This window comes from Pseudoalteromonas sp. MEBiC 03607 (assembly GCF_004792295.1).
In the GTDB taxonomy this organism is placed as follows: domain Bacteria; phylum Pseudomonadota; class Gammaproteobacteria; order Enterobacterales; family Alteromonadaceae; genus Pseudoalteromonas; species Pseudoalteromonas lipolytica_C.
In genome coordinates, this window is record NZ_SRRY01000001.1 from 624,588 (window position 1) to 642,475 (window position 17,888).

At 41.4% G+C, this 17,888-nt stretch carries 14 protein-coding genes; 4 read left to right on the forward strand and 10 right to left on the reverse strand.

Features of this window, described 5'->3' with window-relative positions; all coding sequences use genetic code 11:
- Positions 1–156: 156 nt before the first annotated feature.
- Positions 157–3,855 carry a S8 family serine peptidase gene (locus E5N72_RS02815; protein WP_135923139.1) on the forward strand — a complete coding sequence of 1,233 codons (3,699 nt, stop codon included), beginning with the start codon at positions 157–159 and terminating at the stop codon, positions 3,853–3,855.
- A gap of 128 nt (positions 3,856–3,983) precedes the next feature.
- Positions 3,984–6,149, forward strand: a complete 2,166-nt coding sequence (locus E5N72_RS02820; RefSeq protein WP_135923140.1) for a S9 family peptidase — start codon at positions 3,984–3,986, stop codon at positions 6,147–6,149.
- A gap of 21 nt (positions 6,150–6,170) precedes the next feature.
- On the opposite strand, the gene E5N72_RS02825 is transcribed toward E5N72_RS02820, so the two are convergent.
- From E5N72_RS02825 to E5N72_RS02840, 4 genes are read right to left on the reverse strand one after another with little or no spacing between them, the layout of a single operon-like run.
- Positions 6,171–7,646: a HAMP domain-containing sensor histidine kinase gene (locus E5N72_RS02825; RefSeq protein ID WP_135923141.1), complete on the reverse strand. Its 1,476-nt coding sequence runs from the start codon at positions 7,644–7,646 to the stop codon at positions 6,171–6,173.
- Positions 7,646–8,374: a response regulator transcription factor gene (locus E5N72_RS02830; RefSeq protein WP_135923142.1), complete on the reverse strand. Its 729-nt coding sequence runs from the start codon at positions 8,372–8,374 to the stop codon at positions 7,646–7,648. The genes E5N72_RS02825 and E5N72_RS02830 overlap by 1 nt, the downstream gene beginning before the upstream one ends.
- Positions 8,375–8,432: 58 nt before the next feature.
- Positions 8,433–9,161: a spondin domain-containing protein gene (locus tag E5N72_RS02835; RefSeq protein ID WP_135923143.1), complete on the reverse strand. Its 729-nt coding sequence runs from the start codon at positions 9,159–9,161 to the stop codon at positions 8,433–8,435.
- A gap of 9 nt (positions 9,162–9,170) precedes the next feature.
- Complete coding sequence (locus tag E5N72_RS02840) at positions 9,171–9,872, reverse strand: spondin domain-containing protein (RefSeq protein WP_135923144.1); 702 nt, start codon at positions 9,870–9,872, stop codon at positions 9,171–9,173.
- Between the two features lie 223 nt (positions 9,873–10,095).
- Here E5N72_RS02840 and E5N72_RS02845 point away from each other — a divergent pair, with 223 nt between their 5' ends.
- Together E5N72_RS02845 and E5N72_RS02850 are read left to right on the forward strand one after the other, a co-directional pair.
- Positions 10,096–10,467: a DUF4870 domain-containing protein gene (locus E5N72_RS02845; protein ID WP_135923145.1), complete on the forward strand. Its 372-nt coding sequence runs from the start codon at positions 10,096–10,098 to the stop codon at positions 10,465–10,467.
- Between the two features lie 56 nt (positions 10,468–10,523).
- Positions 10,524–10,958 carry a YqaA family protein gene (locus E5N72_RS02850; RefSeq protein ID WP_135923146.1) on the forward strand — a complete coding sequence of 145 codons (435 nt, stop codon included), beginning with the start codon at positions 10,524–10,526 and terminating at the stop codon, positions 10,956–10,958.
- Here E5N72_RS02850 and folX read toward each other — a convergent pair.
- The 6 genes from folX to E5N72_RS02880 all read right to left on the reverse strand — a co-directional run bounded on the left by folX (position 10,955) and on the right by E5N72_RS02880 (position 17,874).
- Entirely contained in the window at positions 10,955–11,314 is a 360-nt protein-coding gene (gene folX / locus E5N72_RS02855; RefSeq protein ID WP_054554637.1) for a dihydroneopterin triphosphate 2'-epimerase, read from the reverse strand. The two genes, E5N72_RS02850 and folX, sit on opposite strands and share 4 nt — an antisense overlap.
- 2 nt (positions 11,315–11,316) lie before the next feature.
- Positions 11,317–11,871, reverse strand: coding sequence for a GTP cyclohydrolase I FolE (gene folE, locus E5N72_RS02860; protein ID WP_135923147.1), 555 nt, complete (start codon positions 11,869–11,871; stop codon positions 11,317–11,319).
- Between the two features lie 18 nt (positions 11,872–11,889).
- Positions 11,890–12,609, reverse strand: a complete 720-nt coding sequence (gene folM / locus E5N72_RS02865; RefSeq protein ID WP_135923148.1) for a dihydromonapterin reductase — start codon at positions 12,607–12,609, stop codon at positions 11,890–11,892.
- Positions 12,610–12,951: 342 nt separating this feature from the next.
- Complete coding sequence (nadE, locus tag E5N72_RS02870) at positions 12,952–13,788, reverse strand: ammonia-dependent NAD(+) synthetase (protein ID WP_135923149.1); 837 nt, start codon at positions 13,786–13,788, stop codon at positions 12,952–12,954.
- Between the two features lie 88 nt (positions 13,789–13,876).
- Positions 13,877–14,497, reverse strand: a complete 621-nt coding sequence (locus E5N72_RS02875) for a DUF480 domain-containing protein (protein WP_135923150.1) — start codon at positions 14,495–14,497, stop codon at positions 13,877–13,879.
- Positions 14,498–14,508: 11 nt separating this feature from the next.
- Entirely contained in the window at positions 14,509–17,874 is a 3,366-nt protein-coding gene (locus tag E5N72_RS02880; protein WP_135923151.1) for an ATP-binding protein, read from the reverse strand.
- Between the last annotated feature and the right edge of the window lie 14 nt (positions 17,875–17,888).

The window sequence follows — 17,888 nt, forward strand, 5'->3', positions numbered from 1 at the left end:
AAGTCTTGTCAGTTTTTTTCTCGCATATAATAAATTTACTGTAACTATAATGTAACTGAAATGTTGTTCTTGAGTGTGTTTACGCTTTATATTGGTGATGAAACTTTGTTTCAATCACTATTTAGGACGATAAAATAACATATCCCAGGGGAACCCATGTCTAAAAATCTAATAAAAAGAACAGCAGTTGCTTTGGCTGTAACAAGTGCAATGTGCGCTAGTGCACAAGCCAATGACTTTTCAAAATACAATCTAGCAGGCAAAAAGTTAATTAAATCAAGTGCTGTTACTAAAAAAGAGCAAAAAGTTCGCAGCGAAGCAACAAGTTGGTTAGTTAAGTTAAATGCACCAGCAACAGTAAATGCAACATCACGTGGTGCAGATATTGCGAGTATTCAGTCACAAGCACAAGCGGCACAAGTAAGTGTAGAGCAAGCGATTAGCAGCATGGATTTACCGCTGCAAGTTGTTGCGAAAACATCAACACTTGTCAGCTCAATCGTAGTCAATGGTAATAAGCAGGACGTTGCAAAGCTTCTCTCTAACGCGCAAGTTGAGGGTATCTACCCTGTTTATGATTATGAATTGCATGTTGCAGACAGTGCCGATTATATTGAGGCAACACCTCTTGTCGCGAATGGTTTAGCAACAGGTGAAGGTGTTCGCGTTGCGGTACTTGATACAGGTATCGACTACACACACAAAGCATTCGGTGGTGAAGGTACTGATGAAGCATATGCTGCTGCGATTGCTGATCCTGCATCAGTTGATTGGCCACAAGGTAAAGTTTTAGGCGGTTATGACTACATCAATAATGATAATGATCCAATTGATGTAGATACAAATCATGGTACACACGTTTCTCACTCGGTTAACGGTATCGCACCAAACGTAGATTTATTTGTTTACTCTGTATGTAATAGTGGTTGTCCTGGTCTTGCGCAATTATTAGCGCTTGAAAGTGCAATGGACCCAGATGGTAATGGTGATATCAGTGACCGTGTTGACGTAATCAACATGTCTTTAGGTGGTGATTACGGTGATATTGCAAATGATGCTGTAGGCTTATTCATCAACCAAGCAGTTAAACTAGGTACCAACGTGGTTATCTCTGCAGGTAATGATGGCGCATATCCATTTATCGTTGGTGGCCCAAGTACCACTGAGCATGCTCTTTCTGTTGGGGCAATGACTCACCCTACAGGTGCTGAGTCAATTGGTAGTGGTACAGTTAATGGCGAAGAAGCAATTGTGCAGCCAGCAAGTTTTGGTCCTCAAACTGCGTTTAGTTTCTCAAATGACGATATTGAACTTGTTTACCCAGATGCGAACCAAACAGCATGTGAAGCGTTTGCTGATGACGTAGATTTTACTGGTAAGGGAGTTATCATCGACCGTGGTGCATGTGCATTTACAGTTAAAGTATTAGCAGCACAAGCTAAAGGTGCAGAGTTTGTTATTATTGCAAACAATAACGATGATGGTACGCCAGCTCCTATGGGTGGTTCTGATCCAAGTGTAACTATCCCTTCTGTCGGCGTAACATTTGCCGCAGGTACAGCACTTAAAGCAGGCGGTACATTTAACCTAACAGTTGAACGTTTAGTTCTTTCTGGCGCTATTGCTGACTTCACATCGCGTGGTCCTTCAATGGGTGGTCTGTTAAAACCTGAAATTACAGCACCAGGTGTAAACATCATGACTGCTCACCCAGGTTTAGGTGATGGTCTTACTGGCGCAACAGGTACTTCATTCTCAGGTCCAATCACGGCTGGTGCGGTGAGCTTATTAAAAGAAGCACTGCCTGAACGTAATGCACTTGAGTTAAAAGCTACGCTAATGAATACCGCTAACCTCAATGTCACAATGGAGCCATTAGCGATTAACCCTGATGCTGAGCTTGCGCCAATTAGTTATATCGGGGCAGGTTTAGTTGACGTAAATAAAGCGGCTAACTTACCAGTTGCTGCGTGGGCTGCAGATACTAAACAAGCTGCGCTTTCGTTTGGTTTAGTAAATGCATCAGAAACAGTAGAACTAACTAAAACTGTTCACGTTAAAAACTTCTCAAATGAAGCAAAGGTTTATACGCTTTCACTTGAACAGCGTTATCAAGACGATATAGAACGTGGTTCATTCTCACTTGATTACCCAGAAACAATCACAGTTCCAGCTGGTCAAATGCTGTCATTTGATGTCACTGCGACAATCGACCCGACAACATTACCTGAGTGGACTTTGACTGATGACAACATTGGTTCTCAAGACTCAACGACGGATTTAACGAACCTTGAGTTAGACGGTGCGTTAATATTCTCAGATGGTGACGAGAAAGCATTCCACCTTGTTTACCACGTATTGCCAAAAGCGAATGCAGCAATGAGCTTTATGCCAGTCATGACTGATGATGGTGTTGCTCACCAACTGACAAATACTGGCGCTGTTGCTTTAGAGCCTGTGTTTGCACCAACGGTAGCGACTGATGAAGTCGATGAAGATCAACGTTTAGACTTAGTTGGCGCATCGATTGAAACATTTGCAGTACCAGCAGAGGTCTGTGATAGCGGTTATGTAACCTTAACAACTATGGTACTAAATGATGGTATCACTCACTCTTATGTGGGTGGCTTCATGGCCGACTTCGACCTTGATCAGGATGGCACGTACGACGTTACAGTACAAAATGGCAAGTTAGAATGGTTCTACGATGTTGAGCCAGGCACTGCTATTACCTTCACTCATGGCTACGGTAGCTCTTCAGGTAATCTTAATAATATTTACCAAATTATTGGTAATAACCATCTAACGATGCAAAGTTGTTTAGGTGCATTTGGTCTAACGGCTGATGATATTGGTAAAGCAACTGCAAATGTACGTTTCCGTACAGAAGAAGAAACTTGGACTCCAATTGCATCAGGCGAAGGCGATGTTGCAATGGGCACATATACATTCACTGATGCATCAAATGATGTCTATGCAGCGCTTGTTGATGAATCTGGTGAGGCTGTAAGTTCAATTGAACCAGGCGCTTCAGCAACATTATTGAACGCTGGTGCAGACTTCATGATCCTATCTGATTCTGGTTCTAAAGCATACGCAGCAACACCGAGTGCAGATGCTAATACAGCGCCTGAGCTTGCCGATGCTTCGTTCAGCGTTGCTGAAAATAGCGCAGAAGGTACTGTTATCGGTATGCTTGAAGCGACTTACGGTGCTGAACTTGCAAATCCAATTTCTGAGTACATCGTACTGAGCTCTTCTTCTACAGCGGTTTCTGTAAACGCGGCTGGAGAAGTTGTGGTAATGAATGCAGAGATGCTAGATTACGATGCAGGCCTTACGTCTATTGAGCTTGAAGTTGTTGCTGCAGATTCTGCAGGCAATATCTCTGAACCTGCGATGGTGACTGTTGAAGTTATGAACGTTGCTGACGAGCCAGAAGAAGTTAATCCAGTAATCGATGCTGATCTTGGTGAGTTCACGGTTCAAGAAAACGCAGCAGAAGGTACTGTAATTGGCACTGTGACTGCGACTGACCCAGATGCAGATCTGACTCCTATCGCAACTTATGAAGTGACAGGCAGTGATAGCATCAGCATCAGCGATACAGGTGAATTAATGGTTGCGGGTGCAATCGATTATGAGCAAACAACCTCTATCGAAGTATCAGTGACAGCTGTTGACTCTGCAGGCAATATGTCTGAAGCGGTGACGATTACTATTGCTGTAACTCAAGACCCAAGCGAAGACGTTGTTGCTGAAGAACCTAAGAAGAAAAAATCGTCAGGTTCACTAGCATGGTTAACATTACTTGCTGCGCCGTTCGCATTTATGCGTCGTCGTAAGCAAAAGTAATTGCTTGATAAGTAACTAATAAAGGGAGCTTCGGCTCCCTTTTTACATTGCTTCACAAAGGCTACTTATAAATTCACGGTTAATTACTTATATTAGGGACTTAATAATAAAAATTAATTAGGATCCCTATGAAAGTTGGCCATTCACTTTGCCTTGCGGCACTCTCTTTAGCTGTTCTATCAGCGTGTAATAAAGTTCCAGATAATAAAGAACAAGCAATTATTACAGAGCAAGTTCAGATATCTGCTCCCGTCGCCAAAAAAATACCATATGAAATGACCATCCATGGTGATACTCGTATCGATAACTATTATTGGATGCGAGATGATGAGCGTAAAGATGAAGCCGTCATTGCCCACTTAAATGCTGAAAATGAGTATGTAGAAAGTATGCTCGCACATACTCTGCCATTGCAAAACACCTTGTTCGAAGAGCTTAAAGGACGTATTGAGAAAGATGACGATACAGTGCCAACCAAAAAAGGTGATTATTACTATTTTTCACAAACGCGCGGTGATGACGAATACCCGGTTTATGTGCGCAGCAAAGATAGCCAGGGTGAGAATAAGCAGGTTATCTTGAACGTAAATGACCTTGCTAAAGATCATGATTATTTTGCTGTAACAGGTTTGGCAGTGAGCCCAAATGGCAATTTGCTTGCTTACGGTGAAGATACGGTGAGTCGTCGTATTTATACAATTAAAGTAAAAGATTTAAGCACAGGTAAAATGTTGTCAGAGAGCCTTGAAGGCACTGAAGGTGAAGTTGTTTGGGCGAATGACAACAAAACCTTTTACTACATTAAAAAAGACCTACAGACACTGTTAGGCTACCAAGTTTATCGCCATACACTAGGAACATCTCAAGCCGACGATGAGCTAGTGTATGAAGAAAAAAATACCAGTTACTACACAGGTATTTCGAAAAGCAAAGATCAACAAGAAATCTATATTAGTCATGGCAGCACCAGTGCGTCGGGCGTCTCGGTTATTGATGCCAATGATGTAAAAGCAATGCCAAAACGTTTTATTGAACGCGAAGCAGGGCTTGAATACGACATCAAAAAATTGGGTGATTGGTATTATATTGTTACCAATTTAAATGCAGTTAACTTCCAACTGATGAAAGTTCACCGCGATAAAGCGCATGATAAAGCAAATTGGCAAACGCTTATTGCTGGTCGTGATGATGTGAAACTTGAAGGTATTGAGTTATTCAATAATCATTTGGTTTACGAAGAGCGTGAAAAGGGTCAAACCCGTATCACTATTCGCGACCTTCGTAGCCAACAAGAGCAAGTAGTTGCTTTTAATGACCCAACTTACATGGTTTTTAGCTATGGTAATAGTGAGTTAGATAACCCTAACTTACGTGTTTACTATTCAAGCATGACGACCCCAGGTAGCAGCTACGATATCAACCTTGAAAATGGTGAAAAAACGCTACTTAAGCAGCGCAAAGTGTTAGGTGACTTTAACCCAGACAACTATGCCTCTGAGCGTGTTTACGTAACGACCCGAGATAGTGTTGATGTACCCGTTAGCCTTGTTTATCGTAAAGACAAGTTCAAAAAAGATGGCTCTAATCCACTTATGCAATATGGCTATGGCTCGTACGGTGCAACCATGGATCCGAGCTTTTCAAGCTCGCGCTTAAGCCTTCTTGATCGCGGTTTTGTATTTGCAATTGCGCATATCCGTGGCTCGCAAATGTTAGGCCGTCCTTGGTATGAAGATGGTAAGTTGCTGCATAAACAAAACACCTTTAATGACTTTGTTGATGTGACTAAGTCTTTAGCTGCTCAAAAATATGGTGATAAAGATAATATTTTTGCCATGGGTGGCAGTGCTGGTGGCTTGCTAATGGGGGCTGTTGTCAATCAAGCACCTGAGCTTTATAAAGGCGTTATTGCAGCAGTGCCTTTTGTCGATGTAGTGACGACCATGCTTGATGCCAGCTTACCATTAACAACGAATGAGTATGACGAGTGGGGTAATCCGAACGATAAAGTCTATTACGATTATATGTTGTCATATTCACCATACGACCAAGTTAAAAAGCAGGCATATCCAAACATGTTAGTCACTACCGGATTGCATGATTCACAGGTGCAATATTTTGAACCGGCAAAGTGGGTGGCTAAGCTACGTGAATATAAAACTGATGATAACCTATTACTGTTCAAAACCGACATGGAAGCAGGGCATGGTGGTGCTTCTGGGCGCTTTAAAAGCTTGCAAGACACCGCGTTATATTATGCCTTTATGTTAGATTTAGCGGGTATAGAAAAATAATCACCCATCAGGCATCCGTGATTAAGCGGATGCCTGCATGGTTAAATTAAAGCGAAATTCACTGCCTTTTCCAACAGTACTTTGTACTTCGATTTTACTATTCATTAGCATAAGTAGTTGTTTACATATAGCTAACCCTAATCCGGTAGAGCCACGTTTTATACTATTGCGAGCCTGATAATGTGGTTCAAAAATCGCAGTGAGCTCGTCGGCATGAATGCCAACACCAGTGTCTGATACCGCTACAAATAGTTCGTTAGCTTGCTCAGAAACGCTAACTGAAATCACTCCGCCATCTGGGGTATGGCGAATAGCATTTTCGATTAAGTTCGTTAGCACTCGTTCTAACTTGGCAATGTCAGCAGTTACTGTGAAATCGCATATCTCAGGGATAACCTTAAGTTTAATGCCTGCAGAGCGAGCGGTTAATTCCAGTTTTGCCACACAGTCATAAATTAACTCGCCCAAATTAAATGTTTCGGCATTTATTTTTACTTGCCCGCACTCTAAGTTAGCTAATTCAAATATTTGCTCAATGAGTTGTTTTAACTGTTGGCAATTATCCATCGCTAAATTTAGATAATGTTGCTGCTCTTGCTCACTTAAATGGCTGTTAGGCTTATTAATTACTTCGATAAAACCATGTAATGACGACAGCGGTGTTCTTAAGTCATGAGAGAGGTGGGTTAGTAATTCGCGACGCTGCTTATCTGCATGCTGTAGGGATTGAAATTGCTCATCGATGCGCGACAACATTGCATGTACGCCTTTGCTTAAATTACCAATTTCATTGTTACCCGTGTAACTTGGTCTGAGCGACATCTTTGTTAGGCTGTAATTGGCCGCTTCAATCTGGCAAATTTCTTTGTTGAGTTGTTTTAGCGGTAATGTGAAGAACCTAAATAATATTAGCATGGCTATAAAAAGCGCGAGCATAGCTGTTATAAACCAAGCCGCACCTAGCCACAGTGCATCATTTTCTTTGATATTGTTTAAGGTTGTATCAAATGCTTGACCACCAATAATAACGTATAAATAGCCTTGCAGTTGTTGTTGATTAAACACCGGGGCAGCAGAGAAAATCTTTTTTGCGTCATGGCTACGTGGATCGTCACCATAAATAGGTGTGGCAGTGGGGTCGTTAATGAGCTTTTTAATGGGAGCAAGGTTGATCTGTTTTTTAATAACTTGGCCCGGTTTTGCAGAGTATGTAAGTAATTCTCCGCGTGGGTCTACAAAATAAAATTCAAAGTTGGGGCCTAATATCATCAGGGTATGAAATAAATTCTCTAAGGCTTCATAATCATACACACCTTGTTTTATTAAAGGATTGTCATGAACGAGATGCTCAGCCAGCTGTAAGTGTAAGTTTTGCTGTGCATGGTGCTGCGAAGTTTGCTCAAGATGCTTGCTCCAACTAAATACTAGGGCACATAGTAGGCTAAAAATAAGTACAAGCGACCATGCGAGCTTTTGATAGAGTGTCATTGTTTTCATTAGTGTGTGCTCAGTTGCGATGGGTTTAGTTTGTAGCCAACCCCCCATACCGTTTCAATAAAGTTGCTAGCGTGATACCGCTCAAACTTACTACGCAGACGATTTATATGTGAATTGACTGTATGTTCATAGCCACAGTGTTGATACCCCCAAACGTGATCAAGTAATTGCTGGCGACTAAATACATGATTTGGGTGTTTAGCAAAATACACCAGCAAATCAAATTCGGTGGCAGTAAGATTGATTGCTTGATTAGCTAAAAAAGCCTGATGACTTGAAAACTCGATATGTAGATCCCCAAGTTGAATGGATTCGGCATTATGCGCTTGTTCATTAGTTGATTGTGCGATGAGCAATTGTGCTCTATGGCGCAGTTGTGTTTTGATCCTTGCCTGTAACTCTCTCGCAAAGAAAGGTTTGCAAATATAATCATCTGCACCCATCTCTAAACCAATTACCCGATCCATGTCGCTACTTAGTGCAGTCAATAAGATGACAGCTGTTTGCGGATAGTGCTCTTTAATTTTTCGACATAAGCTAAGGCCATCCATTTGCGGTAGATTGATATCTAGCAACACCAACCCATAACTTTGATTAGCCAGCTTTTTTATCGCTGCCTCAGCACTTGCTGTTTCGTCAATGTGCAGGTTTAAGCTAGTCAACTGGGTGGTGATGAGTTGGCGAATGGTTTTATCGTCTTCAACTATGAGTAATTTTTCAGGGCGCATCGTTTAATCCAAGTAGCTAAGGCACATCCTTATGACCTTAGCGTAAGGAGTGCGATTGTTATTGCGTCCGCGTTATGACTATTCGAGCAACGGGGTTATCAAACTTGTATTGGCTTGTAAGCACTGAGCTTGCTAAACCATCATCTTGAGTTACAACTCCCGGGTGCATTGCTACCCGATTAATGTCGTCTCGCATTTCGTTAAAACCTTCACCTGAATCAGCCGGACCAGGAATAGTGCCAGCAGCTTCAGAGTTGGCTTCAGTGCCAGCATCATAGGAAAAACTAGTACGAGACAGTGACTCATTAACCGCTAACGAAGACACGTCTATAGCATTAAGACCGGTAAACGCATCATTTGTATTCACTAACATAGTTGCAACACTGATTTTTAATGAATCAAGCTCCCCGGTTGTTAGTACCATAGTAACCTGTTGACCCGGTGGTAGTGGGCTTTCTGCAGAAGCGGATTGCAAAGTGTATTCACTGGCTAAAAGCTCGCTGTTGTCGCCGCCTTCGGCCATTAATTCAATAGCACTAGAAGCTGGTTCGCCAATTTGCCATAGCATGCCATCGGTATGGGCAATCACAGCAACAGGTGAGAAAGGTTGAGCGGCAGTGAGATTAGTCACTTGCACGGTAAATTGATGGCTTTCTGCCATTTCTCCCATTTGGTTAGTCATCTCATCCACACTGTCTGTCATATCAACAGTCTTTTTATCAGAGCCACCGCAAGCTGTGAGGCTTCCTGCGAGTGCAATGATGAGTAAGCTTTTTGAAAAGCGCATAATAACCTCCTATTTCACTGTGATAGTTAACATAGCAACAGGGTTAAGCCATCTGTGAACGGTATTATTAAGGTCACTCATTCCACCTTCAGGATCATCGTCACCTAAGTTCCCTGGGTGAATATGAACCATCATATTGCTTTCGCTACTAGTTACACCGCTTGCATTCATACCGGCATTACCGCCCGGCGCAGCCGGAATACCTGGCATTCCCATAGCACCAGAGCCATCGACAACTCGTTCGTCATTTGCTTCGGTGCCTGCATCATAAGCGTTTAAATACAGGGTGTAAGTCCCTGCTTCTGATGGGATCATCCAACTGTCTAAACCAACAAAGCCATCATTGGTAGGCAGTAACATAGCTGTTAACGACAAGTAGTTGTTACCTTCACTGGTGGTAAGCGAAGCCATTGTAGAGCTGGTTGGCGCTAATAAGCCTTCGGCTGGATTGGCAACCATATCGTTATTTGCTGCAGCTGCTTCATTCATTAATGGCTCTATGTTACCGCCTTCAGCCATCGCTTGAAGAGCCATTGAAGCAGGTGTAGCTACGTTAAACATCTGGCTATCGTTAGTGTGAGCAGTAATTAAGATAGGAGTAAAGTGTAAGCCTTGCGTAAGGTTAGTTAGTTTTATATCAAGCTCAGCTGCTTGGCTTGTAAGGCTAGTGACTGCACATGCAGCAAACAAAGTTAAAGGTAAAGCTTTCATGATCGATTCCTGTTTTTGATGATTCAAAATCAGTATCGAACAGCAATATCCAAAAACTTTCACAAAGTTATCACATTTTTATCACAACCAAAAAAATCTTCTCAAAAGCCTTTTGTTTGTCTTTTGTGCACGTTTTTGTTTTAAATCTAAGCAAATTATCTATGGTAAAGTAGCCTAAAGGTTTATAGTAGAAACATAAACAGACCATAACAAGGAATTTAAAATGGATGATAATCAAAAAGTTGAAATAATTGTAGCCGATAAAGAGCAGCGTAATTGGGCGATGTTTTGTCATTTAAGTGCATTAGCGGGATTACTTTTCCCATTTGGCTCGGTTATTGGTCCGCTTATTATTTGGCTGGTGAAAAAGGAAGAAATGCCGCTTGTTGCTGAGCATGGCCGCAAGTCATTGAACTTTCAACTCACCATGATGATTGCTTACATTGTTAGCTTCTTACTGGTGTTTGTTGTTGTTGGTGTCATTTTATTACCAATCGTTGCACTGTTTTCTTTGATTATGGTTATTGTCTCGGCAATTAAAGCCAGTGATGGAAAAGAAGTTAATTACCCATTGACGATTGAATTTATAAAATAAACTGATTGCCATATAATGAGAGCTCAGCCCTTTGCTGAGCTTATTTTGTGGTATTTATGGCCTATTTCTCCTTATTCCTCAGCGCGTTTATTTCCGCAACCTTATTACCGAGCTCCTCTGAGTTAGTTATGACCGCCATGATTGCCAGTGGTGATTATCTACTTTGGTTGTTATGGCTAAGTGCAACCGTGGGTAATGTGCTTGGGAGTTGTGTGAATTATTGGCTGGGCACGCAAGTCATGCGATTTAAAGACCGTAAATGGTTTCCCGTTTCACAAAACTCGATAGACAAAGCCGAACAGCAATTTAATAAATACGGTATTTACAGTTTGCTATTTGCTTGGCTGCCTATTGTCGGCGACCCTTTAACGGTTGTTGGCGGAATTTTTAGGGTTAAGTTTTCAATCTTTTTGTTACTCGTGACCCTAGGCAAAGGCGCACGTTATTTAGCTGTGCTTGCCTTTGCGGTAGGACTAGAAAAGTTATTTTAACTTTTTTGCCAATCAAGAGTCAGTGATACTGAATCAGCAAAGCGCAGCGCATGAGGTTTATCGACACGCACTTTGGCATAGTGAACACTTTGATGCTGGTGGCAAATCGCTAAAATTTCAGCAACCAATTTTTCTAACAGTAAAAAGTGGCCTTCTTCGACAAGGCTGATCACTTCTTTAGTAATAGTCTTGTAGTTTAGCGCTTTATCGACTGCGTCAGTCTCACAAGCTTGATCAGCAGGGTAGTGAATTTCTAAATTAATCACTACATCTTGCTTTTTCTCGCGTTCCTCAGGGTTAAAACCAATGAAGGTTCGTAGCCTGAGGTTAGTGACATTAATAATTGCGTTAGCCATCATTACCCTCTAACTAGTTGTAAGAACTCGTTACGGGTTTTTGGATCTGCTCTGAAGTTGCCTAGCATGACCGATGTACGCATGCTTGAGTTTTGTTTTTCAACGCCGCGCATCATCATACACATATGTTTTGCTTCAACAATTACACCCACGCCTTTTGCTCCGGTTACTTCTTCAACCGCTTTAGCGATTTGATGGGTTAATTGCTCTTGAATTTGAAAACGGCGCGCGTACATATCAACAATACGCGCAAATTTAGATAAACCAAGAACTTTGCCATTTGGGATATAGGCAATATGACAGCGACCAACGAATGGCAGCAAATGATGCTCACACATAGAGTAAAGTTCAATATCTTGAACCAGCACCATGTCATCGGCGTCTGATGTAAATACCGCATTGTTAGTGATCTCGTCTAACGTTTGGCGATAACCTTTAGTCAGATACTCCATTGCTTTAGCGGCGCGCTTAGGCGTGTCGAGTAACCCTTCTCGTTGTGGATCTTCACCCACGGCGCTAATAATTTCGTGGTAACTCTTTTTTAAATCATCGTGCATAGGATTCTCAGTAATTCGTTATTTTAAATGTCTGCCACCATCGACAGGCATCGAACGCCCGGTAATGTAATGGCTGTGTAGTAATAGCTCTACGCTGTGAATAATTTCAGCGCAACCAGGCTCAATGCCCATCAGTGATTTTTGTAATGTTTTTGCTTTGTATTCGTCGCTATCATCTTCGTTGAAAATGATTAATGACGGCGCAATTGCATTGACCTTGATTGCAGGGGCAAACTTAGCCGCGAATGATTTTGTTAAGTTATCAAGTGCAGCTTTGCTTGCAGCATAAGCAAGGTGTTTTGGACTACCTTTTTCAACGACATAATCGGTGAGATGAATAATATCGGCAGGGTGTCCTGTATTTTCGTAATGGTGTAGCAGTAAATCGCTCACTGCTAAATTTATTAGGTAGGGCGCTTTTGCATGAATTCGCATCATATTATCGAAAAGCGCTGCATAATCATGGTTACTTGCTTCGCAGTCCCAACTAGAAGCGTTATGAATTATGGCTTGAAGTTGATTGGTATGCGATTTTAATTGTTCTATGAAGTTGGCTATCGCTTCATCACTATTAAAGTCAGCATGAATACATGTAGCCCCCTGTCCAGCTAGTACATCAATGGCTTGATGACGCGTACGGTAGGTAACAATGATTTCTTGCCCTTGCGCTAAAAAGTGCTCGGCCAAAGCGAGTCCAATTCGTTGGCCTGCGCCAGTAATTAATATGGGCGATGACATAAACTAATATAAAACCTTAGATTTTTAATGTAATGAGTAATGTGTTTAACACTATCAACTATAAACCAAATTACAGAACTATTTCATCTTTACTGCAATGATGTTGCTAAACTTTCTACGCAAATGAAGATAACCCAGATCATTTTTAGTAATGGAGTAATTGTAGTTAGCGTGGTTTTGATAAGAAAAGCATGTCTTAAGCAAACCCAAAAAATCATTACCTAGCAGCTTTCAATGCTGGGCTAAAAGAGGTTTTAGGTATCAGGGAAGAGTTAGCTGTAGGCAATTAAACAGTGTTAATTGCCTACAGCTAGAAAATAGTGCAGCAAATAATATTGTTGCTTACAGCGCGTCGTAAACGGTTGGAATAGCTTGACGTTTATGTTGAGTGCGAAGATAAATCGCAGTTAGCTTCTCTTCAACTTCTGCTGAGACTTCTTTGCCTTCTAAGAAATCGTCAATTTGATCATAAGTTAGGCCGAGCGCTTCTTCATCGGTTAAGCCTGGGCGGTCACATTCTAAATCAGCGGTAGGAGCTTTATGCACTAGCACTGCTGGTGCGCCTAAATGCTCTGCTAGAGCACGAACTTGGCGCTTAGATAAACCAAATAGAGGAGCAAGATCACATGCACCATCACCAAATTTTGTGTAAAAGCCGGTAATATTTTCAGCGCTATGGTCGGTGCCAACAACTAATCCTTGGCAGAAGCCTGCAATTTCATATTGTGCGACCATGCGCTGGCGTGCTTTAACATTACCCTTAATGAAATCTATTTTAGCTTGTTCAGGAAGCTCAGCACTTGCACCGACTACCGCGGCCATAGCTTGTTCATGCATACCATCTACAGCTGCTTTGATATTAACCGTCATGCGCTTTGATGGCTTGATAAAGTCAACCGCAAGTTGTGCTTCGTCTTCATCTGCTTGTACACCGTAAGGTAAACGTACAGCAATGAACTGATAATCGTTGGTGTTATGTTCTTGGTTTAATTCATCTACAGCTAATTGACATAAACGACCACAGGTTGATGAATCAACACCGCCACTGATCCCTAATACAAGCGAGCGTGAGTGCGCAGCAATGAGACGGCTTTTTAGAAAGTTGACGCGACGAGTGATTTCCGCTTTTACATCAATAGTGGGTTGGACTTTCATTTCTGCCAGAATGTCGGCACGCATGGTAGAGCTCCTTTTTTACTTTTGGTTGTCAGCGTGGAAGCCCCAAGACGAATGGGGTAACTACATTATGTTACGGGTCAGGTTATTATTAAAGACCTAAATGCGCTTTTATTTCGTTAATTTGTTGCTTAAGTTCGTCTATTTCAGCTCTTAATTGTTGAACTTCGCTACTGTTAATTGCTTCAGGCTCACTCAGCATCTCTTCGATACTATCTGGATCAACGAATAAGTGCATATAACGACTTTCTCGTTTTCCTGGCTCACGGGCTAAGCGAGTGACATATTCTTTCTCGATTAATGCAGCTAAAGCTGCTTCCACTTCATTAACATTACTAAACTCAGCAAGGCGGTTACTTCGGGTTCTAAGCTCGCCGGGGGTTTGTGGTCCGCGTAATAGTAGCAAACAGATAATAGCACGCTGTTGTTCGGTAAATTGCAAGCTGCCAAACTCGGTATTGCAAAAGCGGTGCGCGTACTTATTAACCCGCCCAGAAAGGCCTTCATCTAAGGTTACTAATCGCTGCGCAATGAGTTCATCAAGGGTATCTTGTACTTGTGATTCAGATAACGACAGTACTGGATCTCGATTAGATTTTTGGTTGCAAGCGTTGGTAAGTGAATTTAAAGATAATGGATAATGTTCAGGTGTTGTACTTTGTTTTTCGAGCAAACAGCCAATGACGCGTTGTTGATTTATTGATAATTGCATTGTTTTACTCTCTATTCTTCAGTGCTTAACCACACGGTTAGTTTTTTACTGAGCGTATCAAACTTCAAAGGTTTGGTAACATAATCATTCATGCCCGCATTTAAACAGCGTTCTTTGTCACCTTGCATTGCATTAGCGGTGAGCGCAATGATAGTTACATCTTGATGTGCCTTACCAGCTTCACCTGCACGAATTGCCCGAGTTGCTTGGTAGCCATCCATTTCTGGCATTTGGCAATCCATAAGCACGAGTTGGTAAGGCATTTGCTCGCGACGAGATAGCTTAGCAATTGCTTCAAGGCCATTTTCAGCTATGTCGAAGCTGATACCTACCTGCTTTAAAAGCGATCCAGCAACAATTTGATTAACCTTATTATCTTCAACTAGCAGCACTTGTGAAGCAGAATTTTCATCTTGGGTGGCAACTTTTGTAATCAGTGTGTCGTTGTTTACTTGTTGTTGCTCAATGTATTTTTCGTTAGCAAGTGAGTTAAATAAATCTGACTGGGTCAAAGGTTTAAAAATGATACTCTCAGCTTTTAAGGCCTGTTTGCTTTGCACTTCGGTCAAACTCATTGGTGCCATTAAAATACGTTTACACTGTTCGGCATTAAAGTGTTTAACAAAAACTTGTTGTTGCTCTTTAGTTGCGTTGGTATAAAACAAGAAATCAACGAAAATCGCGTCACATTCGACATGTTCCGCCATAGCCGCGCGACCCAATAAACGTGTCATATCGGTAAATACTTCAACGCTGGCACCCCATAGTTGCAGCTGCTTTTTCGCTATATTGCTACTTAACTTACAATTATCTGCAATAAATATATGTTTTTTATCAATAATATGGCTGGGTTCTAGGGCTTTCTTTTTATGATCTATTTTTACTTTTACAGAGAAATTAAAAGTACTGCCTTCTCCATATGAGCTGACTACACTCACATCGCCCTTCATTAGGTTACATAGTTGCTTAACAATCGCTAAGCCAAGCCCTGTACCGCCATATTGGCGAGTTGTTGAGGTATCTGCTTGGGTAAATGAGTCAAATAATGTAGCTTGCTTTTCAGGCTTAATACCGACTCCGGTATCAATGATGGAACAGTTTAAAAAGTGCTCGTCATCTAATTTCTCAAGCTTAGCAATAATAATTATTTTGCCATTTTTAGTGAATTTAACCGCATTACTAACGAGGTTGTTGATAATTTGTCTGATCCTGTTTGGATCACTGACAATAAATTCGTGATAAATATCAGTCGTATCAAGGATAAGTTTGGTGTTGTTTTGTTCGGCTTTAATTGCAAATGATTCGATGGTGTTGCCGAACAGTTTTGAAATATTAAAGCTAACATTTTCGATATCTAGTTTACCGGCTTCAATTTTTGAGAAATCTAATATGTCGTTAATGATATGCAATAGCGACTCGGCTGAAGATTGTGCTAGCTCTAGATGATGACTCTGTTGGCTATCTAATTTAGATTGCTTAATGATATTGAGCATGCCAATCACCCCATTCATTGGAGTGCGTATTTCATGGCTCATACTTGCTAAGAACTCACTTTTTGCTTTTACTGCTTGTTCAGCTGCTTCTTTAGCTTGCACTAGTTGCTGCTCGGTTTCTATACGGCGTTGGCTGGCGTGTAAACTACCAATTAGCGCTGCAACAGCAATTAAAAAACTTTCTTCGTTTTTGCTCCATTGCCTGCGAGATTTGCATTTTTCTGCGCACACAACCCCCATGGTTTTACTACCGGTGGGAATGATCACCGTGAGCATTGAGCATATTTTAAATCGTTCAAAATAAGTTGTTCGTAATTCTTTTAAAAACGGATGGTGCGGGGCATCACTAGCATTTACAACGGCATTGTTATTAATGGCGTCAAAGTAATCAGGGTAATCAATTTGTTTTAGTGTGGTTGCTTCTCGTATTTGTGGTGTATTCTCGTCATGAACAGCAAAGGTATCGAGAGACTCTCTGTCGTCACTAAATAACCAAATGCTGGCACGGTCAACGTCAAAAGCATGACAAATCGCTTGTACAATGACATGCTTTGATAAATTTAAATTACCCGTTAGTACAGCATCATTAACTGTGAGCGACGCTAAAATCTCGTTGTGTAAAGCTACTTTCCTATTTTCAATTTCAACTCGTTTACGGGCATCAATATTTTGCAGTGAGCCGAATACTTTTATGCAGCGGCCATTACGATGTTCGGTTTCGGCGTGAACTAACACCCATATTTCATCCCCATCAGCTGTGACGACTTGTACCTGAGTTTCAAAGCTTTCGCCGTTTTTTATAGCGCGCTCATTCAATTGACGGATTTTATCGCGGCTTTCACCGGCTTTAAAATAACTATAATTTTGAGGCCACTCGGGCTGCTTGCTCAGCGGGAATTTAAAAATTTGTTTAGTCATATCAGACCAATACACAGATTTTGTTTCTAGGTTGAACGACCATGCCCCTACTTTGGCAAGACTACTCATAGTCTCTAGCATTCGCTCACTCTTATATTGCCGCTCAAGCATTTTCAGAAAAAACCATGAGCAACCTGCAAATAAAATACAAAATAAAATAATGGCTAATCGTAGTGGCCAAATGGCAGAAGCAGGGGGGTGCCAACCCGCTTTGGGTGATGCGTACATTTGCCACTCACCACCCGGGAAGTGAATTATAAAATCGAGAGGATCATTTTTTAAAATTGCACTTTTTCCGAAAAAGAAATCTCCTTGTGAGCCCAGACCATTTCGCCCTTGCAGGGCAACATCATAATTTTCGCTGAGCGAAACTAAACCAGAATTTACATATATTTTATTGATATCAAGTACCACAGATAATAATCCCCAAAACTGTTGTTCTGGAGGGATAAATACAGGCATACGTGCGATGAGTGCCTGTCCACCTTGTACTAGTTCTAATGGGCCAGCCATAACAATCTGGTTTTCATCTCGTGCTCTGAGCGCATCTGCGCGTTGTGCTGCATTTTCTAAAAAATTAAGCCCAATTGATTTTTCGTTACCTTCAAGGGGGTAGGTCATTCGAATAACCATATTGGGAGCCGCACCAATATTTCTTAGTTCAGATGAGGTTTCAAATAGTGGAGAGGCTATTTGGCTGTAACGAGCTTGATCTAAATTTGGCTCCGCCGTTATAGCTACGGCGAGACCGCGAACAAGTTGAATATTTGAGACGAGGATCGCTTCTAATTCAGCCCGATAAGCACTTACTTTTGCTAGCTCTTGCGCACGGAAAGCATCTTTTTCACGGTGATAATTTATCCGATCAATCACGATACCTATAACGATAACAAGCACGAGAGATAGCCAAAAAGCTAACTTTAATTTATGTAATTTCTTATTATCAGTGTCGATCGTTAATGGCATTAGAAGCATTGATT